Consider the following 25425-nt stretch of genomic DNA (forward strand, 5'->3'; position numbering starts at 1 on the left):
CGTTGCCCATCAGGAGGATCGATGCGGACGAAAGGTGAATCCCTGCTTCAGCTACTGCAGCAGGACGCGGACATCAGTGCCTTCGACACCGCCGTGACGCGGGCACGGGCGGCGAACCTGGCTCCCGACGAGCTGGCCGAAGTCGAGCGTGAACGCGCGATCGCGCTGCGATTGCGCGAGACCCTCATCCGGCACCGCCGCAACGAAGCCGAACTGCAACTGCTCAACGACACGGCCAACGACCTGGCTTCCATCCGCGACCTCGACTCGATCCTGCAGGCCATCGCCGACCGGGCCCGGCGTCTGCTGGAATGCGACCTGGCCTACATCAGCCTCAGCGACAACGACCGCGGTGACTGCTTCATCAAGGCGGCGTCGGGCAACATCTCCGGCCTGCTCGTCGGCCTGCGGCTCGCTCCAGGCTGCGGGCTCGGCGGCATGGTCGCCCGGACTGGTGAGCCCTACAGCGTCGAGTCCTACCTGCTCGACACCACGCTCACGCACACCGGGCCGGTCGACAGGACTGTCACGGCCGAGGGTATCGACTCGCTCCTCGGTGTCCCGGTGAAGCTCAAGCAAGAGGTGATCGGGGTCCTGCTGGCAGCCCACCGTGCGGTACGGACTTTCAGCAGCCGTGACATCAACGCGCTCAGCATGCTCGCCAACCACGCCGCTGTGGCAATTCAGAACTCCCGGCTGCTGACCGCCGCCCAATCCGCGGTCGAAGACCTGCGCATCGCGAACTCGACCATCGGTTCCCACGTCGATGACCTGGAACGCACCGCCGAGGTGCACGAACGCCTCACCAAACTGGTCATCCAAGGCAAGGGCGTCGACGAAGTCGTTCAAGCGACCGCCGCCGCGGTGCCCGGTGAGGTCGTGGTCGTGGACGAACACGGCGTCGCGATCGCCACCTCGGGCGACGACGGGGACGCGCCCCTGGTGGAGCTGGCCGAGATAGGGGTCGAGGCCCGTCGATCCGGTCATACCCTCGTGCGGGAGCATCTTTGCGTCGTGCCGATGATCACCGAATCCGAGCCATTGGGCACCATCGTCCACATCGGCCCGTCGACGATCAGCGACACCGACCGGCGCATCCTGGAGCGTGCCGCCCTGGTCGCCGCGCTGGTCTTGGTCACCCGGCGGCGGATGGCCGAAGCCGAAGCGCGGGTGCGCGGCGAACTGCTCGGCGAACTCCTCACCCAGCAGGCCCAGGACTACGACCTGCTGCGGCGGCGTGCGGCGATCCTCGGCGTCGACCTCGACGTGTGCCAGGTCATGGTCGTCGCTCACCTGGAAGGCCCCGCGCGCGAGCGGATCTATCCCGCCATCGCCGCGCTGGCACGCCGCTTCCGCGGCCTGGCCACCCACCATCACGACGCGGTCGTGCTGCTGGCACCCGGCGACGAACCACGCGCGGTCGCTCGCGCCGCGTCCCGCGAGCTCGCCCGCGCCTCTCGTCACCGTGTCACCGCCGGCGTGGCCAGGGTGCCGCACCCCACCTCGATCATCGCCGCCCATGACGAAGCCACCCAATGCATGCGCGCCCTGCTGGCCCTCGGCCGTCACGGTGACACAGCCGAAGCAGGCGACCTCGGCTTCGTCGGCACCTTGTTCAACGGCCACCCCGATCTGAGCGGCTTCATCAACGCCACCATCGGACCGATCCTGGACTACGACCGGGTCAACCGGACCGAACTCCTGCACACTCTCGAAGTCTTCTGCGCCACCAACCACAACGCCCGCACCACCGCGCAGACACTGCATTTGCACCACAACACGGTGTCCCAGCGCCTCGGCCGCATCAGTCACCTCATCGGCGACACCTGGCGTCACGCCGATCAGCTCCTGGAGATCCAAGTCGCGTTGCGCCTGCTCAAGGTCACTACCTCGCATCCACGCGCCGAATCGGCGGACGAGGCGTGATGCAGAGCCATGTCGCGACATGGCTCTACATCGAATATGGGACTAAAGGCCAGTCGCGTGGGGAAGTCGGTCAGAAACACACCGCGAGTGTCACATCCGAACAGTCGCCAACAGAATCCAGTGTGCCCCGCGCACATCGCGATGAGTGGTCGTCGCTGCCTAGCCTGATGGCCGAACCGGGATACGAACGATGGAGGTCATCATGAAGGTCTTCCGAACGGCCGCGGTGGTGACCCCGTTGCTCGCCACGCTCGTCATGCCGCTCGCGGCACACGCTCAGCAGTCAGCGTCCGGGCTCTGCGCCGACCTCGACGGCGTCCAGATTCCCGCCGCCGCGATCAGCCTGCCCACCTCCGGCGGTCAGGTCACCGCGACCCGGCTGGTCGCCGCCACCGCGACGATCGGGGAGTACTGCTCGGTCGATGCCGCGATCCGGCCCGTGGACCCGAACGCCCCCCGGATCAAGATGCAACTGGCCTTGCCGACCCAGTGGAATCACAGCTCGCTGATGTTCGGTGGAGGCGGCTACGACGGCACCATCCCCAACATCGCGGGCAACGTCCCGTTCGGACCCGCCGATCAACCCGTACCCCTCGCCCGTGGCTACGCCGTCTTCGCCAGCGACTCCGGGCACCAGGCCACGCCCGGATTCCCGCCGAGCACCACCCTCGACGGCTCGTTCGGTCTCAACGACGAAGCGGTGCGGAACTTCGCGGGCGACGCGCTGAAGAAGACCAGGGACACGGCCGTCCACCTCATCTCCCGGCGTTATCCCGGTGCACACCCGGCCCACAGCTTCTTCGCCGGAGGCTCCACCGGCGGACGGGAAGCGCTCGCCGTGGCGCAGCGCTGGCCCACCGCGTTCGACGGGGTGATCGCGGTCTATCCCGCGTGGAACGCCGCCAGTCTCGACCTGTTCTTCGGCTACGAGACGCGGGTCTTGTCCCAGCCAGGTGCCTTTCTCAACCCCGCCGAGCAAGCCGTGCTCTACCGCGGCGTCATCGACGCCTGCGACCGCCGTGACGGCCTCACCGACGGCGTCGTGTCCAATCCGGACGGCTGCCATTACCACCCCTGGGCCTTGCGCTGCCCCGGTGGGAAGGACACCGCGGACACCTGCCTGTCCGACACCCAGATCAACGCCGTCGTGCGGCTCTCCTCGCCGTTGTACTGGAACTACCGCCTCGGCAGCGGCGAGCGAGGCTACCCCGGCTTCCCGTTCCTGTCCGGAGCCAAAATGAGCACGCCTCTGCTCGGCATGGGAACTCAGGCACCTGCCCACCCGATGCCGACGACAGCCGGGTACGGACCGCAGTTCTGGGACCAGTGGACGCGGTACTTCGTCACCCGCGACCCGTCCTTCAACTCCCTCACCCTCGACCCGCGAGCCCCCGGTGAATGGAAGCAGCGGATCAGCGACCTGTCGCAACTGCAGGACGTCAACAATCCCGATCTGCGTCCTTTCGCACGGGCGGGCGGCAAGCTGCTGATGCTGCACGGCGCCGCCGACGAATTGGTCAGCTCTCGCTCCACCGCCGAGTACTTCGGACGCGTCCAGCGGACCGTCGGACGTCAGGCCACCGATCGGTTCGCCAGGTTCTATGTCGTGCCCGGCGCCAACCACGTCAACGTCGGCGCGGCCTTCGCCGCAGGCTGGGACTCGCTCGGCGCGCTGGAAACCTGGACCGGGCAAGGGAAATCGCCCGTCCACCCGGTCGTCACCGACGTCAACCCCACGGCAGGACAACGCACCCGCCCCCTGTGCCAGTACCCGACGTGGCCACGCTACACCGGCGGAGATCCGGACAACGCCCACAGCTTCACCTGCCAGAGATAACAACTCTTCAGCCGCAGCAGCGAATAGCACCCTTCCCCACCCCTCCGGTCGAAGGCCGGGAGGGCTACCAGTGGAGTCTCAATGACGAGAACGCACGAATCCACCACGCCTCGGACCAGCATGGGCCGGGTCGTCGCCGCCAGCCTGGTCGGCACCGCCGTCGAGTGGTACGACTTCTTCCTCTACGGCTCGGCCGCGGCGCTGGTGTTCAACAAGCTCTTCTTCCCCAACAGCGACCCGCTCGTCGGGGTGATGCTCGCGTTCCTGACCTACGCGCTCGGTTTCGTCGCCCGCCCCATCGGCGGCCTGGTCTTCGGCCACTTCGGTGACCGCCTCGGCCGCAAGAAGCTCCTCATGGTCAGCCTCATGCTCATGGGCGTGTCCACCGCCGCCATCGGCCTGCTCCCCACCTACGGATCGATCGGCATCTGGGCGGCGGTGCTGCTGACCAGCCTGCGGCTGGTGCAAGGTTTCGCCGTCGGCGGCGAATGGGGCGGCGCCGTGCTGCTGGTCAGCGAACACGGCTCCGCCGAGCGTCGCGGATTCTGGGCGAGCTGGCCACAGGCGGGCGTCCCGATCGGCAACCTGCTGGCCACCGCCGTCCTGGCGATCCTCGCCGGAACGATGGACGAAGCGGCCTTCCTCAGCTGGGGCTGGCGCATCCCCTTCCTGCTTTCCGCCGCGCTCGTCGTCCTCGGCTTCTGGATCCGCACGGCGGTCGAAGACGCCCCGTCGTTCATCAAGGCGAAAGCGCTGGCAGACGCCGGTGAAACTCCGCGCCGGGCACCCGCCCTGGAAGCACTACGCCGCCACCCCAAGGAAATCGCGATCTGCATGGCCGCACGGGTCGGGGAGAACGTCTCCTACTACGTCATCACCGCGTTCGTGCTCACCTACGTCACGACCCACCTCAAACTCTCCAGCGGCGTCGTCCTCACCGCTCTGCTGGTCGCCAACGCCGTCCACCTGGTGGCGATCCCACTGTTCGGCGCACTGTCCGATCGGGTCGGCCGGCGGCCGGTGTACCTGGCGGGCGCCATCGGGACCGCCGCATGGGCGCCGGTGTTCTTCCACCTTCTCGACACCCGCCAACCCGCACTCATCATCCTGGCGGTGACCGGTGGCCTGTTCATGCACGCCGCCATGTACGGCCCGCAGGCGGCGTTCTTCGCCGAGCAATTCGACATCAGCGTCCGCTACAGCGCCACCTCCATCGGCTACCAGGTCACCTCGATCTTCGCCGGTTCTCTCGCCCCGATCATCGCCGTCGCGCTGCTGCGGAACTACGGCAACGGCACGCCGATCGCCATCTACATCGCCATCGCCGCCGCCATCTCGGTCCTCGGCATCCTGGCAGCCAAAGAAACCCGACGCCGCAACATTTCGGAACTTCCGACCCACTGAATCACGGCTTGCTTCACCGCCACGGCTTGAGAAAGCAGACACTCATGACGGACGCGGTCATCGTTGACGCCCTGCGAACGCCGATCGGCAAAGGGAAACCCAACGGCGCACTTGTGGCTGCGGCCGGCCATGGCGAGTCGATGGCGAATCGCTCGCACGAGGGGTAGCGGGCGCTGGCACCAGGACGCGGCAGCGGTGACGCCGTGGTGTGGCCCGGCCATGAAGAAGTACATCGACACCTTGTCCTGGGCGCCGGGCCCGTTCTTCAGAGAGGACCGGGCGCCCAGCGCCGCTCCGGAGCCGCGAATGACGGTTCGACATGAGGAACTGGTGAGGATTCCGCTGCCTGATCGACAGTGCCGAGGCGAACCACGGGAGTCGGAATTCCATGAATAGGCGTGGGTAATCCGAATTGGATATGAATGCGCGCAGAAGGCTCTCGTGTGCAAGTCGGAATACCGGTCTGATTCACGTTGTCGGCGTTGCGTGATGATGTTCAGGGGTGTGCAGTTCGTGCAGTCGCAGCGCGAGTTGGATTTCCAGTTTTCGGTCCGGGGCTTGCCAGTCCGGGCCGAGGAGTTTGCCGATCCGGTCCAGGCGCTGGCCGACGGTGTTGGCGTGGACGTGGATGGTGTCCTTCGTGCGGGGGATGCTGCAGCCGCTCGCGAAGTAGGCCTTGAGGGTGCGGACCAGTTCGGTTCCGCGGTTGCGGTCATAGTCGAAGATCGGGCCCAGTGTCTCGTGGATGAAGCCGGTGTGATCGGCGTGGTCGGCGAGTACGAGGCCGATGAAACCCAGTTCTGCCATCGAGGCTCCCGTGCCTTCGCGGCCCAGCCGGAGCAGCGCGCGCAGGCAGCGGGTTGCTTCGTGGTAGGCGGCGGCGAGATCGGGGGGACCGGAGGCCGGGCCGCCCGCCGCGACGGTGATCGGCAGGCCCGCGTGGGAGCCGAGCGCGGAGGCGATGCGGGCGGCCAGGGCCCCGGGCGTATCGGTGGAGGCCAGGAGTACGACCTGCTCGGCGTGGATGCCGCTGAGGGCCGCGAAGGGGGCGGCTGCCGCGGCCAGGCGTCGCCGGGACACCTCGCCGGCGTGGACGATGAAGACCGCGTGCCGGGCGGTCAGGTCCACGCCGAGGCGATGGCCGCGCTCGATGAGGGCGGAGGGGTTGCGCTCAGGTGCGGTGAGCAGGTCGGTGAGTAGTTCACCGCGGACTTCGTCCTCGGCCTTGGCTGCCGAGCGGCGCAGCATCTGCAGCAGTGCGGTCACCACGGCGGCGCGCTCGAAGAGACGTCGATCGGCGGCGGAGAGGCTGGTGTCGGTGCGCAGCACGATGCTGCCGAGCAGTTCAGGTCCTGCTTGCACAGCACAGACCCAACCCCCTGAGGTGACTGTGGCGCGGCCGGAGTTGTGGGACGCGGTGACAGCCTGGGGGTCCGGCGGGGCCGTGGGCAGTCCGGCGTGGGCGAGTTGCCCGCCGTCGTTGGTGTACACGCCGATGCCGCCGTGCAGTACGTCGGCGACCGCGGCGGCGACGGCGGAGGTGTTCTCGCCGCGCAGCACCAGGTCCATCAGCCGGTCGTGGGCTTCCTCGGCTCGCTCCATCGTTTGGCTGTGGGTGCTGAGTTCTGCCAGTAGCCGCGCGTTGTCCAACGCGATGGCGGCGTGGTCGGCGAGAGAGGACAGCAGGGCTATTTCGTCGGGTGTGAATTCCCGGGGGGTGCGGTCCGCGGCGTACAGCACGCCGGTGACGGTTTCGCCTACCGTCAGCGGTACCGCGAGCAAGGCGGTCAGGCCTTCGTCGCGGACCGCGTCGTCCACTGGCTCGGAGTGCAGGAAGTGCTTGTCGGAGCGGTAGTCGGGGGTGGTGTACGGGCGCGCGGTCTGTGCGACCAGGCCACCGATTCCCACCCCTAGTTTCATTCTGACCTGTGGGAACAGCTTCGACACCGAGCCGTCTGCGATCTGCATCCGGGTGACGCCCGCGGCGGCGTCGGTGAGGGTGAGGTAGGACAGGTCGACACCGAGCAGCCTGCGGGCGCGGTGCACGATGGACTGCAGTACCTCGCCCGGATCACGCAGTCGCGCCAGATCGCCCGCGGTGTCGAACAACGCCGCCAGCTCGGTCTCTCGTCGCCGGTGCCCGCGCAGCGTCGCGCTGATGCGCAGTGCGGCCTTGAAGGCCGCGGCTGCTGAGGGCTCCTCGACCGTCACCCGCGCCAATTCATCGCTGTCCGCGCCGCCGGCGAGCAACTCGAGAAGTCGAGTGGGGACGTCGTTGTCCATGGACCTGTCTCCTCACTGCACAGCGTTGTGCAGGGCCTTGCTCGATGGGTTCTCGACTTCGTTTCTCGGCGCAGAGAGCGTCTTTTGGCTTCGCTGGGGGAGGTAGCGGGGTTGAGCAACGGGCAGGCGACGCGAAAGGTGGTCGAGTCCTGTGCCGCCCGAGGTGCGGTGCTCAGCCAGCATGCCCGAAATAGGGGTTTCCTTTGATTCGACCGTGGGAGGCTCTGGACGAAACCGCACTTCCTCCCGGCCGCTGACCGCCGCTGAAACGCGGCAATGAGCGCGTAGGCGCGTCGGCTGCACCTGGAGCGTGGTGGAAACCACGGCGTCCCGATCCTCTTTCCATACGTCGCCTCCTGCTCGCAATGTTGCTGTCAACAGTGTGACCTCATATGCGTGGCCGACAATGTTCGGTTCTCACATACCAGGAGGCGTCGGGATGTTTCCTCGAAACATTGGTCCTGGGCTGCCTTGAATTTCTTGTTCGCGGCAGGTGAAAACCGTCATCGCTGACCTGGACCGGACTTGGTCGGCTTTGGCGGAGCGAATGGCATATGAGCCTGATCTGTCAAGGTCGATACTCGGGTCCGCTCGTGCCGCAGCGTCAAGGCACGTCACGCGACGAGGGCAAGGCTCCGACCCCCCAGTTCGCATCGACCGCGGCGCGGAACGCGACCGCTGTGGGCTTCGGCGCCGGGCGCACCGTCGAAGTGTTCCACCATCAGAAACGAGCGGGGAGCCCGACCGGTGTCGGGCTCCCCGCTCGTCGTGTGCGGGTGTGGTCAGGCGCCGGGGACGGCCTGGGCTTTGGCGTTGCGTTCGTAGATCGACCAGAACTGTGAGGAGCAGTAGGTGCAGTTCGGGCCGAAGTAGAGGCCTCGGGCTTGTTCGTCGCGCATGAGGTGGAGACGGAACCAGGAGGTGATGGTGCCGTGCAGGGCGGGGATGCTGTAGTGGTCGGCACCGCGTTGTTCGGCGAAGATGGCGGGGACCTGGGTGGCCTGGTTGTAGGGGGTGCGGACGACGATCGGCACGATGGTGGGGTCGTTCTGGCCGGCGATGAACAGTGCGGGGCCGCGTAACCGGTTGCCGTTGGTGGTCGCGAGGGGGTAGATCGGGGCGATGGTGTCCACGCGGGGGTCGGCTCCGGCGTCGATCGCCGCGCCGCCGCCGAAGGAGTGGCCGGTGGCGCCGACGTTGGTCAGGTCGACCTTGCCCTGCAAGGGGCTGCCGGCGCGGTTGTTCTCCGCGGTCACGTAGTCCAGGCCCTGAAGCATGGGGGCCGCGTTGCCCGCGTTGCCCTCCGCCGCGGCGACGACGAAGCCGTGGGAGGCGAGGTGGTTGAGCAGCGGGAGATACCGGTCCAGCTTGGATTTGGCGCCGTTGTTCCACAGCACGACCGGGTGCGTGGTGCAGCCGAGGGTGCCGGGGTTGACCGGTCGGACGACGGTGGTGCCACGTCCGTTGGAGGCCGAGGTCACCGCGAACGGGCCCGCGGTGCCCCACTGGCCGTTGACCGACGAGCAGGGCGAGGCAGGCGGGGTGGTGGTGGTGGTCGTCGTGGGGCTGCTCGTGCTGGTGGGAGTCGGAGTCGTGGTGGGTGTCTGTTTCTCGTGTTCGATGATGATGTTCTTGATCTGGGTGAAGACGCCGGCGTCCTTCGGGAAGTCGAGGTGGCCGATGCAGGTCGGTGTCTGGAGGTTGGTGGCCCCGGCCAGCTCCGCCGAGGTGCTGGGGTTGACGTTCCAGTCGCAGTTGGAGCGCTGCGTGGTGTAGCGGACACCCGGCGAGCCGGGGTCCTCGGTGCCGGAGTTCAGGTCGGCCAGCCAGGGTGAGCCGATGGCGAACTGCTTGCACGAGACGATGTGCTGGCACATCGAGGCGGTGGTGGTGCCGTGGTGCGGCCCGGCCATGGAGAAGTACAGCGCGACCTTGTCCTGCGCGCCGGTGACCTTCTTCAGGTAGGAGCGGGCGGCCAGCGTCGAGGCGGACCAGGTGACCAGAACGACCTTGCTGGCTTTGGTGCGCCCCAGCACCTCGTCGACCTTCTGCCCGATCTCTTGTCCGGCCGTGGTGAGGTCACCGTTCATGCTCTTGCTGTCGGTCCAGGTCTCGACCCGGTCCGACCGCCATCCCGCGGCGACGAACTTGGTTTTCATCGGTTCCATGTACTGCGTCGTGCCGCCCATGCCGGGGATGATGAGCACCGGATCGTGCTCCACGGCCGCCGAGGCCGCGTCGGCGAGGCCGGCGCTCGCCTGGGACGAGAACCCGACCAGGGACACCGCGGCCGCCACCGAGGTCAGCACCGCGAGCAGTGCCGGACCGCGCCGGCGGATAACGGCGCGTGCGTTCTTCGTGGACATCGGACAGCCTCCAGGGACCGGGGGTGATGTGGGGAATCGACAGGTGATCCAGGTCACGCTGTCGCGCTGATATTACGAAGGCGAAAACGGCAACGCCATGGATCCATCCACACTCTTGTGCTGCCCTGCATGGTGGAAATTACACACGCGGTCCCCGGCTGAAGAGAACTCCGAATTTTCCGGTCGAAGTCGTCCCGCGGTTTCGGCGTCCAAGTCTGTTCGCACCGCGGTCGTGAGGCTTCAGCACAGCAACCCGACGTACAGCATCGGGCGGTCCCCGTCTGCGCCGGTTATTACTTTCGAGAAGTCGAGCTGTTGATTTCTTGCGTCATGGCCTGGTCTTGCGTCCATCTTTCCCTTCGTATTTCGTCTTTCTGGAGGGTGATCCCAACGTGGCTAGTGTCGCGTGATCCTGCTTGTTTGACGTTGGGTTTCGTTCGTCGGACGGCGATCTCGCGTGATCAGACGGCGGTTACGCGTGATTGGACGGCGATCTCCGGAGATCGCCGTCCAATCACGGGTAAGTCCTGCAGGATCACGCGACACTAGCCGATTCGACGAGGTACCGTCGTCGCGCCCGGGGCACCCAGCTCGCCGTCCTCGCCGAGCCCGATCCCCGGCACGGCTTCAACGGCTATGTCCACGCATCTCGAATCTGCTACAAACCCCTGGGTCTGTTTGACTCCCAGTGAATTCAGAGTCGGACATCGTGCCGGGAAGACGCGTCGAGTTTGCGGAGTACGTTGGCGACGTGGTCCTCGACGGTGCGCCGTGAGATGAACAGGGCTTGAGCGATCTCCCGGTTGGTGTGGCCGTTTGCCAGCAGGCGTGCGACATCGTGTTCGCGCGGCGACAGCTGCGTGCCGTAGCTGCGGCGGCCACGGACAGAAGGTATGACGGTGCCGGTGCTGCGGATGTGGTGACGGCAGCGGGCCGCGTCGACGGTGGCGCCCAGTGCGTCGAACGTGACGGCCAGCTCACGGAACACCGCGGGACCGGCGCCGGTGATGCGAGCGGCCCTGTCGGCGCACTGCGCGGCGCGGTAGGGCTGCCCGAGTTCCTGGTATCGCAGCTGCGCGTCACGGTAGTGCTGCTCCGCGTCGTCGTGATCTCCCGCCGCGGCGGCCACCTGCGCCTTGCACACCGTGAGCGCCATCCGCGCCGAGGGTGCGTCGATGCCGTCTAGCTCCTCCTCGGCTTCCGCGACGAGCTGCCGCGCGGCACCGGTTTCGTCGTCGGCGAGGTAGCACGCGACAGCCTGGGGGACTATCTCGGCGGTCCACGCCCAAGAGCCCTTCGCGCGGAGCAGGGCGAGTCCGCGCTCCGCGTGACCGCGAGCCGTGGTGTCGTCCCGGCTGAGCAGCATGGCTGCCATCCCTCCCGCCGCGGCCACCGCCACCGGGATCACCGCCGTCGGGTGAATGTCGAGGGCGGCGTGAAATCCGCGTTCGGCGGTCAGCCAGTCGCCGCGTGCGGCGGCCAGCCAGCCGATGACCAGGTTCAGTTCGTTCGCGATGTGTGGCAGATGGGCATAGGCATGGATCTGCGCCTGTACCCGCTCGGCCAGACCGGACCACTCGCCCGCGAGCCAATCCAGTCGGGCCGCGGTGGCTTCGGCTGTCGCCACCACATAGTCGGCGCCCGCACGTGAGGCCATCGCCAACCCGGTGTGCAGGAACGATCGTCCCTGACGGTCCCGGCCGGTCCACGAGCACGCGTCGGCCAAATTGGTGTGGGCCTTGGCGAGGTGCCTGATCTCAGCGGGGTCGCCGCACACCCGAGTGCGGCATCCAGGCACGCGAGTCACGCCTCCACCCCACTGCCGGCCCGCCGACGACCACGCCACATTTGCCTTATTCCTCGATAAGAGTCGGCACCTGGGTGGGTCGGACGGTGCCGAGTAATGCCGGACATGACCTTTTCGTCTGGTCGTCGCGTATCCGCGATGTCGGGGTGTGTCGCCTGGTGTCGGACTGGTTCGGACCTCTCGGGCTCGGAGATGCCGGGTTCTGTCGCTTGGTCCGGCCACGGTGAAGGGCTGCGTTGCCGGGTGGGTGGACGATAAAGGCGGCGGATCGGCGAGACCCGGTTGTTGCCCCGCCTGCCCGCAGCGGACGCGTTGCTCACCGGCGAGTTGCAACGCGTCAGCGAGCCGGTTCTCGGTGTCGCGGCGCGGGAACCGCCGGGCTCTAGCGCGTCCATGCGTCCCCCTAGTGGTCCCCTGCCTGACCGGGTCAGGTTTGGGGGACGCCCGCACAGATTCCGAACACGTTCAGTCCCAACCGGGAACCTCGCCGTGGTGCCGGTAACTGCTCGGCGGCAGGCCGAACTCGCGGCGGAACGCGCGGCTGAAGTGGAACTGGTCGACGTAGCCGACGGTGCCGGCGACCGCGGCGACGGACATTCCCGTGCCGGTCAGCAGCCGAGCCGCGCGGTGCAGGCGGCGGGTGCGCACCTCCTGCATGGGGCTGTGGCCGGCGGCCCTCGCGTAGAGGTGACTGAAGCGCGACGGTGACAGCCCGGCTATGGCGGCGAGCGAGTTCAGGGTGTGCGGGGCCTCCGGTGTCTCGGCAATGAGCTGCCGCACGCGGGCGATGCGCGGGTCAGGGCCCGGCGGTGCGGCGGGGGCACCGGCGAGGTCGGCCAGGCGCACGATCTCTTCGAGCGCGCACATGGCGAGGGCCCGCTGTTCGGGGCGGGTGGCGAAGGCCGGGAGGTGGACCGGCGACGGCGGGATGTGATCACCGGTGAGCCGGGCGTAGCGGCGGAGCCGGTCGAAGGCGGCGTCGATGGCCTCCGCGGCGCCACTCGCCGCCGGGGTCAGACGGCGACTCGTCCCGAGCCAGTTTCCTTGTGGTGTTCGGAAGTGTGCCCACAGCAGCGACCATTCCTCGGCGCCGGGCGCGACTCCGTAGGTGTGCCGCACACCGGGTTCGATCAGCACGAGCTGCCCCGCGCTGGTTGTCAGTGCCGTGTCCCCGTGGTGCACGACGCCGCGCCCCCGCGTTGTCCACATGAGCAGCCAGCTCGGCGAGCCGGTCGGCCGGATCGCTTCGATGCGCTTGGTGAAGGTGCTCTCGCCGACGACGAGCAACCCGGCCGGAGGCGAGGGCGTCGCAGCAGGATCTGTCATCTCCCCGGCAGGTTCAGCCATGTCCGCGACGCCCCGCCCTTCGTACAGTCGAATCCGTCGAGACCCCCACGGCGGAGGCAGAACATGAAGCAGTTGATCGATTCCAGCGACATCGCCGACGACGTCGCGGCGCTACGGGAGCGCATGTCCGAGGACGGCTACGTCTACTTCCCCCACCTGCTGCCCAGCGACTACGTCACCGGTGTTCGCGCCGACATCGCGGCCGTGCTCCACGACAGCAGGTGGCTGGCCTCCGGCACCGAGCCGCACAAGCTGCGGGCGTCCGGCCGGGCGGTCGAGGAGGGCAAGTCCACCTTCTTCGGCATGTACTCCGCCGTGCAGGCGACGCAGTCCTTCCACGAGCTCAGCGAACGGGAGGAGCTGCGCGGCCTGGCTCAGCGGCTGCTCGGCGAGGAGGTCTTCTGCCACCCGATGCACATCGCCCGCCTCACGGCGCCGACGCCGCGGGCCACCCCCACGCCCGCTCACCAGGACTACCGCCTCATCCAGGGCGCGGTCGACACCCTGACGATGTGGATCCCCCTCGCCGACTGTCCCTCCGACGCCGGCGGGCTCGAGGTCCTCGCCGGGTCGCACAAGCTCGGCGTGCTCGGTGTGTCCAGGGCGGAGGGCCCCGGCGGGGTCACCGCGCAGGTGGCGGGCAGCGGCGTGGATGACTGGCGCAGCACCCACTTCGGCCAGGGTGACGTGCTCATGTTCACCAGCCTCACCGTGCACGGGGCCCGCCCCAACCTCAGCGACCGGCTGCGGTTGTCGGCGGACATCCGGTGGCAGGCGAGGTCGGAACCGGCCGCCTTCATCGACGGCTACGAGCCGTTCCGACCGCACTTCCACCCCGACGTGCCCGACTGGCCCACCCTGACCCGGGGCTGGACCTCGACGACCGGCATCGAGATCCCGAAGGGGCTGAGCTATGTCCGCAAGTTCGACTCGATGAGCGAACACGTGCCAACCCCTCCGTCCCGGTTCAGGTGAGCTGGCGCTTAACGGCTGCTTTTAGGTGCGGGCCGGACCCGGTCGAGCTTCGGCGGCCGGGCCGGCGACCGCGCCTCCATGTACCCCCAGAGCGCGTCCGCACCGGAGTAGATGCTCCGATCTTGTTTCCTGGCGTCAAAAAGCGCCGTGAACCCGGGTGTGGCGTTGCGGGCGAAGAAGTTGTTGGCCAGCGTCGCGATCCGGTACTCACGGTCGGCCTTCACCGGCTTCCCGTTGATCCGGATCTTCTTGATGTCGACGTGCTGCCCGAGCGGGGCGCCGGGGTCGTAGGTGTAGGAAACGTTGCCGGAAACGGCCATGTGCCGATACGTCACGACACCGTCGGCCCCCCGCTGCCATTGGCTCTCGATCAGCTCGTCGAGTTTCCTGCCGGTCACCGTCGCGCGCACGACGGCCGGGCCGATGCCGTTCTCATAGACCGTGCCGAAGACCAGCTCGGAGAACAGCACCCGCCCCGGCGCGTCCGCGGGATTGGCCGGATTGGGAGCGAAAGGTATGTCGCGCAACAAGATTCCCGGCATCGCGACCGCGAGATCGGCCTGTCCGTCCTTGTTGGCCGCCCAGAGGAACGCATCGGCGGTCACGTTGCCGAGCGTGGACTCCTCGTCGGTGCCGGAGGTGCGGGTGAGATCGCCGGTGACCGTGGCGACCTGCTGGTTCCCCCGCGCGGGGAGCCGGTCCTTCCAGTATTTCGCCATCCGCTGCACCTCGGGATCCGGTGCGACATCACGGGTGTTGGCGTGGCTGACCGACTTCGTCCGGTCTCGGCGGACATCGCCGGTCACCGGGTCCAGCTCCAGGTTGATCTCGTTGATCAGCCTGCCGTGGTTCGCCGCTTCCACCACCGGGCGGGGATTACCGGCCGGGTCGGGCAGCATGCAGTTCACCAGCGCGTGCCAGTGCCCGCCGACGATGGCGTCCACCGCCGGGCTGATCTGCTTGCTCATGTCGGCAAGCGGGCCGAACGGTGCGGTGCAGTCGTTGTACCCCGCACCGTTCGCTTGCGAGAACCCTTCGTGCACAACGGCGACGATGGCCTGGACGCCCCGCGCGCGCAGCTCCTCGGCGTGACGGTTGATCGTCTCCACCTCGGGTAGGAACTTCAGTTCGCTCGGCCAGTAGGAGAGCTGCTCTTCCGGCGTGTGGGTGGTCGTGGCGTGGATGAATCCCACCGGGAGCGTGCCGCCGCGACCGTCGTCGACCTGCCGCACGTGGTACGGCTTGACCAGGGGCCGGCCGGTGGCCTCGTTGATCACGTTCGCGGAGTAGTAGTCGAAGTCCGCGCCCTGGAAGCGTTTCCCGGTCGAGTCGGTGAAGCAGAGGTCGCGGTCGGGGCGGCCCTGGCAGGTGCCCTCCATCATGTGCTCGAGGTAGGCCGGTTTCCGGTCGATCTCGTGGTTGCCCACGGTGGAGAATTCGACGCCGATCATGTTCATGTACTCGATCGTCGGCTCGTTCCAGAACCACGCGGTCTCCGACGGCCAGCCGGAGAAGTCGTCGCCCGCGGAGAACAGTACGGAGTTCTCCGGTGCGCGCAGCCGGTTGAGGTGCGAGGCGAGATATGCCCCGCCACCAACGGTTTTCGCGGGCTCACCGGCACGCGAGCCGGGCACGGTCGTGGTGTACTCGCCGAAGTAGCCGTGCAGGTCGGTGATCGACAGCAGCTGCACGGGCACCCCGGGCGCGGGCTCGGCCGTCGCGGCCGGTGCCAGGGAGACGGCCAGCAACGCGGCGGTGGCGATCGCCGCCACGCGCCACCTCTTGGTTGATGCGGACATGGGCGACCTCCTTACTTCTCGGGGCTGAGCAGGGCGTTACCTTGTTCGACGGCCGCGCGGGCGGCGTCGGAGACCTTGACCGATCCGAGGTACATGTCGTTGAAGATCTGGTTGATCTTGGGTTCCGCCGCGGCGAAGCCGGACACGATCGGGAAGTTCGCCGTCTTGCCGCGCGCCTCGTCAAGGAACGGCTGGGTGTCGATGCCCTTGGCCTTCCAGTGCTCGACGTAGCGCGGGGCGAGGTCGTTGATGGCCGGGAAGACATAGCCGCCCTCGGCCATGATCGCCTGCGCCTGCGGGGTGGCCAGGAACGACACGAGCTGCTTGGCCTGGTCGGGATGCTTGGTGCGGGAGTAGACAGCCTCGCCGAGGCCGTTGATGATCACGACGCGGCCTGCCTTGCCCGCGGGAAGCGATGCGGTGCCGATCGGGAAGGTCGAGCTGGGGGCCACGAAGGGCAGCAGCGCGTTGTTGGCCGGGAAGACCGCGACCTCGCCGCGCTGGAACATCTCGGTCGCACGGCCCGCGGGCGGGTTGGTCTGCTCGGCGGGCGGGGACACGTGCCACTTCTTGATCAGGTCGACACCCCACTGCAACGCCTCGACCGAAGCGGGCTCGTTGAAGTTGAACGTGCCGTAGGGCTTGGTGATCGTCGTGCCGCCGTTGCTCGGGATCCAGTTCAGCCACTGGGTGCCCGAGTGGTTCCAGGAGGCGAAGCCCCACCGCTTGACCTTGGCCGGATCGAAGCCGGATTCATGGGGGTGCTTGCCGTTCACGTCGACGGTGAGCTTCTGCATCAGCGGCAGGAACGTCCCGGATCCGTCGGGCGCCCAGGTCAGCGGCTCGGTGGGCATCTCGACGCCGGCCTCGGCGAAGACCTGCTTGTTGTAGAGCATCCCCGGCACGCCCCAGTCCTTGGGGACGGCGTACATCTTTCCCTTGTAAGTGAAGGAATCCACGACGTTGGGGTGGTACTTGTCCTTGGCAAGGCCGGACTGCTCCACGGCGGCGGAGACGTCCATCAACGCGCCCTGCGTCGCCAGTTCGGGGAAGTTCGCGGGCGTCATCCAGAACACGTCGGGCGCGGTGCCGGAGACCATCTCGGTGACGAGCTTGGTCCAGTATTGGTCGTAGGGCTGAAGCTCGATCTTGACGTCGATGCCGGGGTGCTTGGCCTTGAACGCCTCGAAGACCTTCTCGTAGCCCTTCTGCTGCTGCTCGTCCCAGATTCGGTAGGTCAGTGTCATTTTGCCATTGCTGTCGCCGCTGCCGCCGCAGGCGGCGACCAGCCCGACCAGTGCGCCGACTGTCAGCGCGCTGAGCATCTTCCGCCGGAAAGTCGAGAGCTTCATGGGGACACTCCTTCGTGTCACTTGAGTCCGGTCAGGGCGACCGACCGGACGATGTAGCGCTGGAAGAAGACGAAGACGAGCAGCATCGGCAGCAGCGTGAGCAGGCTGCCTGCCATCATCCGGGTGTAGTCGATGCCGATCTCCGAGCGCAGGGCGGCGATCGCGACGGTGACCACGCGGGTGTCCGCGCTGCTGGTGATGATCAGCGGCCACAGGAAGTTGTTCCAGGACGAGATCACCGTGACGATCGCCAGCGTGGCCAGGATCGGCCTGCTCAGCGGCAGGATGATCCGCCACAGGATGGTCAGGTGCCCCGCGCCGTCCACCCGCGCGGCCTCCTCGATCTCGCGCGGGATGCTGCGGAAGAACTGGCGCATCAGGAAAATCCCGTACGGCGTGCCGAAGACGTACGGCGCGACGAGCCCGTACCAGCTGTTCACCAGGTCCAGCTCACGCATGATCAGGAACAGCGGGATCAGGGTCACCACGTTGGGCACCATCAGGGTGGCAAGGTACAGCCAGAACAGCGAGTTGCGGCCCCGGAAGTCCAAGCGCGCGAACGCATACGCCGCCAGCGTGGTGAAGATCAGCTGCCCGACGGTGAGGACGGTGACGAAGATGAAGGTGTTGAGGATGGACTGCGCGAAGTCCGAGCCCAGCAGCGCGCCGAGGTTCTCCAGCGTCGGTGAGGACGGCGGCGCCCACGGTGCCGCCTCGAAGAGCTCACCGCGCGGTTTCAACGCGGTCGAGACGATCAGCCAGTACGGGAAGACCGACATGGCCGCCCCGATGATCAGCGTCGCGTAGAGGGCGGCGCGGCGGGAAGGCCGCCGTCGCCGAGTGGTCGTGGTCACGGTCGGCCCCTCTCAGGTCAGGTCGTAGGTGGTGGTGCGGTTGAAGTACCGGACCTGCGCCATGGTGACCGCGAGGATGATCAGGAACAGCACCATCGCGATGGCGGAGGCGTAGCCGAACTCGAACTGCCGGAACGCGGTCTGGTAGATCGTGTAGTTGATGACCTCGGTGCTGTTGCCGGGACCGCCGTTGGTCATCACGAAAACGGTGTCGAAGACCTGGAACGAGCCGATCACGTTGGTGACGAGGACGAAGAACAGCGTCGGGCGCAACAGCGGCAGTGTGATCGAGAAGAACTGCCGGACCGGAGACGCCCCGTCCAGCGAGGCCGCCTGGTAGAAGTCCTTCGGGATGGACTGCAACCCGGCGAGGAAGAACAGCATGTTGTAGCCCGCGAACTGCCACACCTGCGTCGCCGCCACCGAGGGCAGCGCGAGGCTGGGCGAGGACAGCCAGCTCGGCCCGTCGATCCCGGAGATCTCCAGGAAGGAGTTGACCGCGCCGTTGGCCGGGTCGAAGATCCAGCCCCACACCAGGCCCATCACCACCGGCGTCGCCATCCAGGGCAGGACGAACATCGCGCGAAAGATCTTCACACCGCGCACTCGCTGGTTGAGCAGCAGCGCGAGCAACAGGGCCAGCACCGTCTGCACCGGGATGGTCAGGAGCACGTAGGCGATGGTCACCAGCAGCGAGTGGCCGATCCCGCCGTCGGCGAAGAGCCGCTCGTAGTTGGCCAGCCCGACGAACTCCGGCGCGGCCAGCAGCTTCCAGTCGAACAGGCTCAGCCCGGCGACGATCAGTACGGGCAGCAACAGGAACGCGACGACGCCGAACAGGCTCGGGGCCACAAAGGCATATGCCGTCAGGGTTTCCCGTGCCCGCCGACGACGTCCCCGTGGCGGCACCGGCCGGGTCGAGACCGGTGGCGGCGGGGTCGGCACCGTGAGGACCTGAGCCATGGCGGACTCCCTTCCGGAGAGATCAGGCAGGACCGGTTGACGGCGTGAGCAGCTCGCGGGTGCGCGTGGCTCCCCACTCGTCGAGGTCGGCGAGGCGATCGCTCGAACACCTCCACCCACCGCTGGAGGCCACGTGATCCGCCCAGCCGGCGCGGTCTTCCACGCGCGGAGACACCAGCAGGCAGTCGGGATCGTTGACCCACAACCGGCCGTGCATGAACTCCCGCGCGGCCCCGGCCAGCCGCGCGCCGAGCTGCGAGGGCTGACTGACGTCCCCGGACTTGGGTTCGACGGCGACCGCGGTGTCCGGGCTGACCCGCATGGCGTCGACGAGTCCCACACTGGGCAGCATCGGTGCGCCGCAACCGAGAACGGTCGAGTCCGGCCCGACCGCCTCGCGGATGATCCGCATCCCCGCCACGTAGGCGTCGTGCCCCGACACGTCGGCGTGCCGCGGGCCGGGGTGCGCTCCGGCGTAGATGTAGTCGATCTTGAAGAACGAAAACCCGGTCGCCACAAGGGATCTGAACACGTCGCCGAGATGCTCCGCCGCGCCAGGGTGCGTCACGTCGAGCACCGCGATGTCCCGGTCCCACTCGCGCATCGCGGGCGTGCCCCGCACCAGCCAGTCCGGATGCTCGGTCGCCACGCGGCTGTCGGCGGCGACGAAGAACGGCGTCAGCCAAATGCCCGCGCGCCGCCCGGTGTCGGCGACGCGTTTCGCCACTCCTTCGAGGGATCCGAAGCCCGGTCGGATGTCGAGCCAGTCCCCGATCGCGCTCTGGTAGCCGTCGTCGAGCTGGATGATCTTCAGCGGCAGCTCCAGTCGATCGGCGTGCACCAGGGTGTCGGCGATGTCCTGCTCGGTGACCTTGTTCCAGTGCCCGTACCAGCTGCTCCACCCCGGACCGAGCGGACGGACCGCCGTCACGCCACCGTTGGCCGCCACCTCCTCAGCCCAGGCGACGAGCGCGCGCGGGAGGTCGGTGTGCTCGGTCTCCCGGACAGCGCCCAGGCTGGAGACGACGAGCCGGTCCCCGAGCGCCTGCACGCGGATGGAGGGGACTTCGGCGGAGTGATCCACCGCGGACCACGACCGCACCGGGCCGCCGTCGCCAGGGTCGAGCACGACAAGTCCCTCGCCCTGGAAGCCGGACTCCGGCATCGGCCGGTCGAAACGGAAGCAGCTCGCCGCGATCTGCGCCGAGGACGGCCGGGGCGAGGTCGCGTCACCAGGGTAGGTGCCGGTGGGACTCCAGGACTGCCAGCCCTGCTCGAAGACGCGCGCCCGAGCCGGCACGCAGGCAACCTCGGCGATCGGAAGGTACATCGGCGTCCCTTCGTGATGGTTTTCGTTCGTTTATGCGCACACTAGCCCCTAGAATGAGCACTATATGCTTACTCTAGACGGTGAATGAACAGAAAGAAACATATATACGCATACCGGGAGGCAGCGACCATGAGCCATGACGACGCGCGAGAGCGGGCGGCATACCTCGTTCCCCAGCCGCACTCGGTGCTGCTCGGCGCGGGGGTGCTCCAGCTTCCGGCCGAACTCCCGGTGCGCCTGGATGTGCCGGCGGAGGAACGGGCGGCGGTCCTGCGAGCGATCGCGCTGCTGCCCATGACCAGCAAGGTTGTCACCGGACCCGCAGGTCTGCGGGTGCTGCTGCGCGCGGGCGCGACCCCTCCCGAGGGCTACGTGCTCGACGTGACCGAGGACGGAGTGACCATCACCGCGGCGGACCGTTCCGGTGTCGTGTATGCCGTGCAGACCCTGCGCCAGCTCCTTCCCGACGCCGCTTACCGGCAGGCCGCGCCATCGAACATCCTGTGGGTCGCACCGGTCGTCCGCGTCGAGGACAGTCCACGATTCCGCTGGCGCGGAATGCTCCTCGACGTCGCCCGGCACTTCCTGCCCAAGCGGGAGGTGTCGCGCCACATCGACCTGATGAGCGCGCACAAGCTGAACACCCTGCACCTGCACCTCAGCGACGACCAGGGCTGGCGGGTGGAGAGCCTCCGCTTCCCGCGTCTGCACGAGGTCGGCGGCTGGCGGGCGACGAGCCAGGTCAGCCACTACTCCGACGAGGTCGTCCACGACGGCACACCGCACGGCGGCTACTACACCCGCGACGACCTGGCCGAGATCATCGCCTACGCGGCGGACCGCGCGATCACGGTCATCCCGGAGATCGGCGTTCCCGGCCACACCGGCGCTTTGCTGGCCGCCTATCCGGAGTTCGGGTCCCCGGCCGTGCCGGATCGCGCGGTGCACACGAACTGGGGTGTGCACGACGCGCTCCTGGCTCCGTCGGAGCGGTCCCTGGAGTTCCTGCGCCTCCTGTTCGACGAGCTGCTCCCGCTGTTCCCTTCCCCTTACGTGCACGTGGGTGGCGACGAGTCCGTCCTGCGGGCGTGGGAAGACGACCCGGTGGTGCGTGCCTTCGCCGACAAGCGGGGGCTTTCCGGGAGCGCCGAGATCTTCGCCGCCCTGATGGCCGAAGTGCGGCAGATGCTGGCTGTGCACGGCAAAACACCGGTCACGTGGGACGACAGCTTCGCCGCGCAAGGGACCGCCGCCGACGCGGAATCGACCACCACGCTGGTCATGGCGTGGCGTGGCGCGGAGGTCGCCCGCCGGGCGGCGGCAGCCGGTCACGACGTCGTGCTCTCGCCGGTCATGCCGACCTACTTCGACTACTTCCAGGAGGCCCACCCCGACGAGCCACTCGCGATCGGCGGCCCGGTCACCCTCGGCGACGTCGCCTCGTGGGAGCCGATCCCGCAGGACTGGTCCGAGGCCGAAAGTGCTCGTGTGCAAGGGATCCAATGCCAGATGTGGACCGAGTTCGTAGAGGACCCACGACTGGTCGACTACCTTCTGTACCCGCGAACGTGTGCCTTCGCGGAGATCGCTTGGGGCTCCCGCACGCAGGATCTCCACCGGCGGCTGCCCCGCCACCTTGACCGGCTGGCGGCGGCCGGAGTCGAGTTCCGCCCGCTGACCGGCCCAGCGCCGTGGCAGCGCGGCGGCACCGGCCGGCGAGCCCATCGCGCCGGGGTCCCGATGGCCGAGCGCCTCGCGAACTACGCCGAGGCGGCCGCGACCGGAACCGTGGCGGATATCCCCGATGTGTAGCGAACCCCGCGCGCGGTGACGGTGCGCAGACACCGTCACGGCGTCGGAGTCCGGATCGATCGGGCGAGGTCCAGCGCGTCGACGTGGTGCGGGTCCTCCGCCAGCAGCGCGGCCAACCGGTCACCCGCGCGTGCGTGCTGCCCGTCGAGAATGTGGAGCTGCGCCCGCAAAAAACTTACTCGGCGCAGCTGTGCGGCGGCCAGGTCCTCGGTGAACAACAACATCGACGGCAGCGAAGTCGCGAAGTAGTCCACGGTCGCCGGGCTCGCCTCCAACGTGTCGCAGAAGGCGCGCAATGCCTCGGTGAGCCGGTCGGCTTCCTCGGTGCGACCAAGCCTGCGCAGCGCGAGCACCGAAGAGTAGGTCGCCTCGGAGTAGGGCTGGGTACTCATCCCCAGGAAGTCGCCCTGCTGCGCGGCGGCCAGCTCCCACGCCGCCCGATCGCCGAGCACGTCACCCCGCATCAGGTGCAGTTGCGCGGTGTTCGCGAGCGGATGCCTTGCCTCGCTGAGGGATTCCGGCGGCGCGAACGCATCGTCCACTGTGGATCGCGAGCGGAACAGCCGGTCCCACACGCGCAGCACGTCGCCCTCACCGCCCTCCCACGGTTGGAAGGTGCGGCCAAGCAGCAGTTCGCGGGCCTCGTCGAGCCGGTCGGCGGTGATCAGCAGGTGCGCGAGCTCAAGGGTGGCGTCGTCCCGCGTCTCGACCAGGGCGCGGTTCCGCAGGAGCCAGTCCAGCCGTTGCCCGGGCGGCACGCCGAGCCTCGCACTGAGCTGGTCACGCTCGAAGGTCAACCTGGCGTCGTCCCCCGCGACGGCGAGCGCGGAGTCGTAGGCCGCGCATGCCTGGTCGGCGTCACCGAGGTGGTTGAAAGCCGCGAGTCCCAGATTCCGCCACACCACGGGATCATCCGGGTCGATCGCTGCCGCGGCGGTCCAGGCCGTGCACGCGTCATCAGGGCGTCCGTTGGCGTAGAGCCAGTGCCCGAGCAGCGCGCGAGCCCGCGCGTCCGTGTCGTCGGAGTTCGCCGCACGCTCCAGCGTCAACGCGTCGTCCAACCGCGAAGGAAAACACCACGTCGCGTCGAGTTTCTGCGCCATCGCAACGGCTTCACGCGCCTCGTGGTCTCTGCCCAGCCTGCGCAGCACCTCGGCTCGGTAGTACTCCAGCAACGGCCCGGCCGCTGTCTGTCCGATCGCGCGAGAACCCTCCCGCTCGCGGGCGACGTCGAGCACCCGCAGCGCCGCATCGTGTTCACCAGCGCCGACGTACTCCAGCGCGATGTCAAGGCAGGTCTGCGCGTCCGTGGTGAGAGGCAGGCCAAGCAGATCGCGCGTCCACCAGTCCAGGGGATCAAGCGCACGGGTGGCTTCGGCGAGTTCTGCCGCTTGACCGTCGTTTCCGTTACGGCGCAACACAATCACCCGGAGCGCACGGGCTTGCAGGTGCTCCGGCTCGGTGCGCAGCACATCCTGAAGCCTGGCCAGCGCCTCCCTGTTCCGCCCGTGTGCGGCGTCGATGCGCGCCATGCGATAGCCCGCCGGTGCCCGCCACGCCCGCGCCCAGGAGCTGGAACCGTATACGTCGTACGCCTCTTCGGCCCGGCCGAGTCGCTCCAGCACGAGACCGAGGCAGTACAGCGCGGTCGTGTCGACCGGGTTGGGGTTCACCGCCGTCAGCCGGGAAACAGCTACTCGCAACAACTTCTCGGCTTCAGCGAAGTCACCACGCTGGTACGCGCGCCCAGCGAGCCCGACATTGGCCGCGACATGCGCGGGATCGCGGCGCAGCGCCTCACGCCAGTACAGCTCCGGCGAGCGCGTCGCGTGCCGGTACTGATCGAGGTGCGCGCCGATCACGGCCAGCTCTTCCACCGTCGGCACGTCCTCGGGCGCGGCGGGCTCGCGTGCCGGGGTGACTTGATCGTCCGCACTGGGGACCAGGGAATCCCACTCCACCAGCAGTTCGTCACCGTGGAGGACGCGCAGCACGAGTCGATCAGCGGGCCGCGTCAGCGGGATGCTCTCCTGGAAGGGCTTGCCCGGCGCGATGTCGGCGCGCGCCTCGGCGACCTCGGCCCCAGTGCCGTCAACGAGCGACAAGCGGCATCCGGGGCGGTCAGCCGTCACGGCGACTCCGACCCGCGCGCTCGTTCCCCGGCGGTCCACCCGCACCGCGGCGTCCACGGTTGCCGCCTGCACCGGACCGATCTCCTGAATCGGATACCAGAACTGGGAAAACACCTTCGTCTCCCCGGGCGCGATGAAGGAGAAGTCCGGCTGGTTGTCGGTGAAAACCCCGGCCATCAATTCGACATAGGCCGAACCGTCGTCGGTCAGATTGCGGCCCCACGCATCACCGAACTCCGAAGCGCCCCAAGTCCACTGTTTCTTCCCGACAGCGATCTGCCGATCGGCGACGTGCACGAACCCGGCCCGCGCGGCATGGTCATAGCCGCCGAAGAACGTTTCCTTGCTGCCCACACACATGTACGAGGTCGGCACGGGGATGTTGCGGTACCAGTCAAGGCGGTCGCCGCGGACCCGCCCGCCACCGGCGACCGTGTCGACCTCGTCGTGCCGGGCCGGGTAGTCGACCCCGTAGTAGGCCCGATCCGCGGCGGGGAAGCCGGTCTTCGCGCGCTTGGCGTGATCGGCGACCACACGCACGTCACGGGGGAAGAACGACTGGTAGTTCTCATCCGCTCGCGCGGCGATATTGGTCCACCACAAGAACGTCCGGGTCCGCTCGCAGCGGTTGTACAGCCGCACCCGCAATTCCAGGACGGCGCTGTCGGGCCGCATCCGGACGCCGTGCATTCCCTTCATCCGGTCGAAGGGGTCGTGGTCGGAGCACCACACGGTCACGGCGCCATCGTGCTCGTGCTCGATCTCGACGTCGGCCGGCAGGAACGTGGCGGGGCGATGGTGCTGCGGCCAGTTGAACTCGACTCCGCCGGAGATCCACGGGCCGGTCAGTCCGACGAGGGCGGGCTTGATCACCGGGTTGCGGTAGAAGAAGTCGTAGTTTCGGGTGCGGTCGAAAGCGACGTGAATGCGGCCACCGAGCTCGGGCAGCACCATCAGCCGCAGCCAGCGGTTCTCCAGGTGCACCGCGTCCCACTCCGCCGGGGCCTTCACCGGGCTGATCCGGTCATGGAACGGCAGTGGATACACCCGTCCGGAGGAGCCCTGGTAGACGCGCCGGTCCAGGTAGGCGGGATACCGGTCGGGCGCTTCGGGAAGGTAGCTGTCGATCATCACCCCCGCCCGCCACGCCGCGACCCCGGCCTCGGCGTGCTCGGCGGGGCGGGACGGCAGGATCAGCGTCGATTCAGCCTGTGACATGCGGCAACGCTATGCCTGGG

The 25425-nt window shown here is 68.0% G+C and carries 15 protein-coding genes; 5 read left to right on the forward strand and 10 right to left on the reverse strand.

The window, feature by feature from the left end:
- Positions 1 to 21: 21 nt before the first annotated feature.
- The 3 genes from ACM6LR_RS15840 to ACM6LR_RS15850 all read left to right on the forward strand — a co-directional run bounded on the left by ACM6LR_RS15840 (position 22) and on the right by ACM6LR_RS15850 (position 5167).
- Positions 22 to 1926 (forward strand): helix-turn-helix domain-containing protein, encoded by a 1905-nt coding sequence (locus ACM6LR_RS15840; protein ID WP_414944015.1) that lies wholly within the window; start codon positions 22 to 24, stop codon positions 1924 to 1926.
- A gap of 202 nt (positions 1927 to 2128) precedes the next feature.
- Positions 2129 to 3763 (forward strand): tannase/feruloyl esterase family alpha/beta hydrolase, encoded by a 1635-nt coding sequence (locus tag ACM6LR_RS15845; protein ID WP_414944016.1) that lies wholly within the window; start codon positions 2129 to 2131, stop codon positions 3761 to 3763.
- Positions 3764 to 3844: 81 nt separating this feature from the next.
- Entirely contained in the window at positions 3845 to 5167 is a 1323-nt protein-coding gene (locus tag ACM6LR_RS15850; RefSeq protein WP_414939193.1) for an MFS transporter, read from the forward strand.
- Between the two features lie 468 nt (positions 5168 to 5635).
- Here the strand turns inward: ACM6LR_RS15850 and ACM6LR_RS15855 are convergent, their stop codons facing one another.
- The 4 genes from ACM6LR_RS15855 to ACM6LR_RS15870 all read right to left on the reverse strand — a co-directional run bounded on the left by ACM6LR_RS15855 (position 5636) and on the right by ACM6LR_RS15870 (position 12949).
- Positions 5636 to 7450, reverse strand: a complete 1815-nt coding sequence (locus tag ACM6LR_RS15855) for a helix-turn-helix domain-containing protein (RefSeq protein WP_414944017.1) — start codon at positions 7448 to 7450, stop codon at positions 5636 to 5638.
- Positions 7451 to 8232: 782 nt separating this feature from the next.
- Positions 8233 to 9816, reverse strand: coding sequence for a hypothetical protein (locus ACM6LR_RS15860; RefSeq protein ID WP_414944018.1), 1584 nt, complete (start codon positions 9814 to 9816; stop codon positions 8233 to 8235).
- Between the two features lie 694 nt (positions 9817 to 10510).
- Positions 10511 to 11623, reverse strand: a complete 1113-nt coding sequence (locus ACM6LR_RS15865) for a helix-turn-helix domain-containing protein (RefSeq protein WP_414939190.1) — start codon at positions 11621 to 11623, stop codon at positions 10511 to 10513.
- A 465-nt stretch (positions 11624 to 12088) separates the two neighbouring features.
- Positions 12089 to 12949 carry a helix-turn-helix domain-containing protein gene (locus tag ACM6LR_RS15870; protein ID WP_414939189.1) on the reverse strand — a complete coding sequence of 287 codons (861 nt, stop codon included), beginning with the start codon at positions 12947 to 12949 and terminating at the stop codon, positions 12089 to 12091.
- Between the two features lie 84 nt (positions 12950 to 13033).
- Here ACM6LR_RS15870 and ACM6LR_RS15875 point away from each other — a divergent pair, with 84 nt between their 5' ends.
- Positions 13034 to 13945: a phytanoyl-CoA dioxygenase family protein gene (locus ACM6LR_RS15875; RefSeq protein ID WP_414944019.1), complete on the forward strand. Its 912-nt coding sequence runs from the start codon at positions 13034 to 13036 to the stop codon at positions 13943 to 13945.
- 8 nt (positions 13946 to 13953) lie between these two features.
- On the opposite strand, the gene ACM6LR_RS15880 is transcribed toward ACM6LR_RS15875, so the two are convergent.
- From ACM6LR_RS15880 to ACM6LR_RS15900, 5 genes are read right to left on the reverse strand one after another with little or no spacing between them, the layout of a single operon-like run.
- On the reverse strand, positions 13954 to 15744 hold the full coding sequence (locus ACM6LR_RS15880) for a bifunctional metallophosphatase/5'-nucleotidase (protein ID WP_414944020.1): 1791 nt from the start codon (positions 15742 to 15744) through the stop codon (positions 13954 to 13956).
- Positions 15745 to 15755: 11 nt separating this feature from the next.
- On the reverse strand, positions 15756 to 17096 hold the full coding sequence (locus ACM6LR_RS15885) for an ABC transporter substrate-binding protein (protein ID WP_414939186.1): 1341 nt from the start codon (positions 17094 to 17096) through the stop codon (positions 15756 to 15758).
- Positions 17097 to 17113: 17 nt separating this feature from the next.
- On the reverse strand, positions 17114 to 17950 hold the full coding sequence (locus ACM6LR_RS15890; RefSeq protein ID WP_414939185.1) for a carbohydrate ABC transporter permease: 837 nt from the start codon (positions 17948 to 17950) through the stop codon (positions 17114 to 17116).
- Positions 17951 to 17962: 12 nt separating this feature from the next.
- Complete coding sequence (locus ACM6LR_RS15895; RefSeq protein WP_414939184.1) at positions 17963 to 18913, reverse strand: carbohydrate ABC transporter permease; 951 nt, start codon at positions 18911 to 18913, stop codon at positions 17963 to 17965.
- A gap of 22 nt (positions 18914 to 18935) precedes the next feature.
- Positions 18936 to 20213: a glycoside hydrolase family 36 protein gene (locus ACM6LR_RS15900; protein WP_414944021.1), complete on the reverse strand. Its 1278-nt coding sequence runs from the start codon at positions 20211 to 20213 to the stop codon at positions 18936 to 18938.
- A 159-nt stretch (positions 20214 to 20372) separates the two neighbouring features.
- Between ACM6LR_RS15900 and ACM6LR_RS15905 the strand changes: the two genes are divergently transcribed.
- Positions 20373 to 22055, forward strand: a complete 1683-nt coding sequence (locus ACM6LR_RS15905; protein WP_414944022.1) for a beta-N-acetylhexosaminidase — start codon at positions 20373 to 20375, stop codon at positions 22053 to 22055.
- Positions 22056 to 22090: 35 nt separating this feature from the next.
- On the opposite strand, the gene ACM6LR_RS15910 is transcribed toward ACM6LR_RS15905, so the two are convergent.
- On the reverse strand, positions 22091 to 25405 hold the full coding sequence (locus tag ACM6LR_RS15910; RefSeq protein ID WP_414944023.1) for a DUF5107 domain-containing protein: 3315 nt from the start codon (positions 25403 to 25405) through the stop codon (positions 22091 to 22093).
- Positions 25406 to 25425 lie beyond the last annotated feature (20 nt).

It is taken from the genome of Amycolatopsis sp. cmx-11-32, assembly GCF_047608695.1.
In the GTDB taxonomy this organism is placed as follows: Bacteria; Actinomycetota; Actinomycetes; order Mycobacteriales; family Pseudonocardiaceae; genus Amycolatopsis.

Coding starts and splice junctions, on each gene's coding strand:
- ACM6LR_RS15840 (WP_414944015.1), top strand. CDS start 22: ATGCGGACGAAAGGTGAATCCCTGCTTCAGCTACTGCAGCAGGACGCG.
- ACM6LR_RS15845 (WP_414944016.1), top strand. CDS start 2,129: ATGAAGGTCTTCCGAACGGCCGCGGTGGTGACCCCGTTGCTCGCCACG.
- ACM6LR_RS15850 (WP_414939193.1), top strand. CDS start 3,845: ATGACGAGAACGCACGAATCCACCACGCCTCGGACCAGCATGGGCCGG.
- ACM6LR_RS15855 (WP_414944017.1), bottom strand. CDS start 7,450: ATGGACAACGACGTCCCCACTCGACTTCTCGAGTTGCTCGCCGGCGGC.
- ACM6LR_RS15860 (WP_414944018.1), bottom strand. CDS start 9,816: ATGTCCACGAAGAACGCACGCGCCGTTATCCGCCGGCGCGGTCCGGCA.
- ACM6LR_RS15870 (WP_414939189.1), bottom strand. CDS start 12,949: ATGACAGATCCTGCTGCGACGCCCTCGCCTCCGGCCGGGTTGCTCGTC.
- ACM6LR_RS15875 (WP_414944019.1), top strand. CDS start 13,034: ATGAAGCAGTTGATCGATTCCAGCGACATCGCCGACGACGTCGCGGCG.
- ACM6LR_RS15880 (WP_414944020.1), bottom strand. CDS start 15,744: ATGTCCGCATCAACCAAGAGGTGGCGCGTGGCGGCGATCGCCACCGCC.
- ACM6LR_RS15885 (WP_414939186.1), bottom strand. CDS start 17,096: ATGAAGCTCTCGACTTTCCGGCGGAAGATGCTCAGCGCGCTGACAGTC.
- ACM6LR_RS15895 (WP_414939184.1), bottom strand. CDS start 18,913: ATGGCTCAGGTCCTCACGGTGCCGACCCCGCCGCCACCGGTCTCGACC.
- ACM6LR_RS15905 (WP_414944022.1), top strand. CDS start 20,373: ATGAGCCATGACGACGCGCGAGAGCGGGCGGCATACCTCGTTCCCCAG.
- ACM6LR_RS15910 (WP_414944023.1), bottom strand. CDS start 25,405: ATGTCACAGGCTGAATCGACGCTGATCCTGCCGTCCCGCCCCGCCGAG.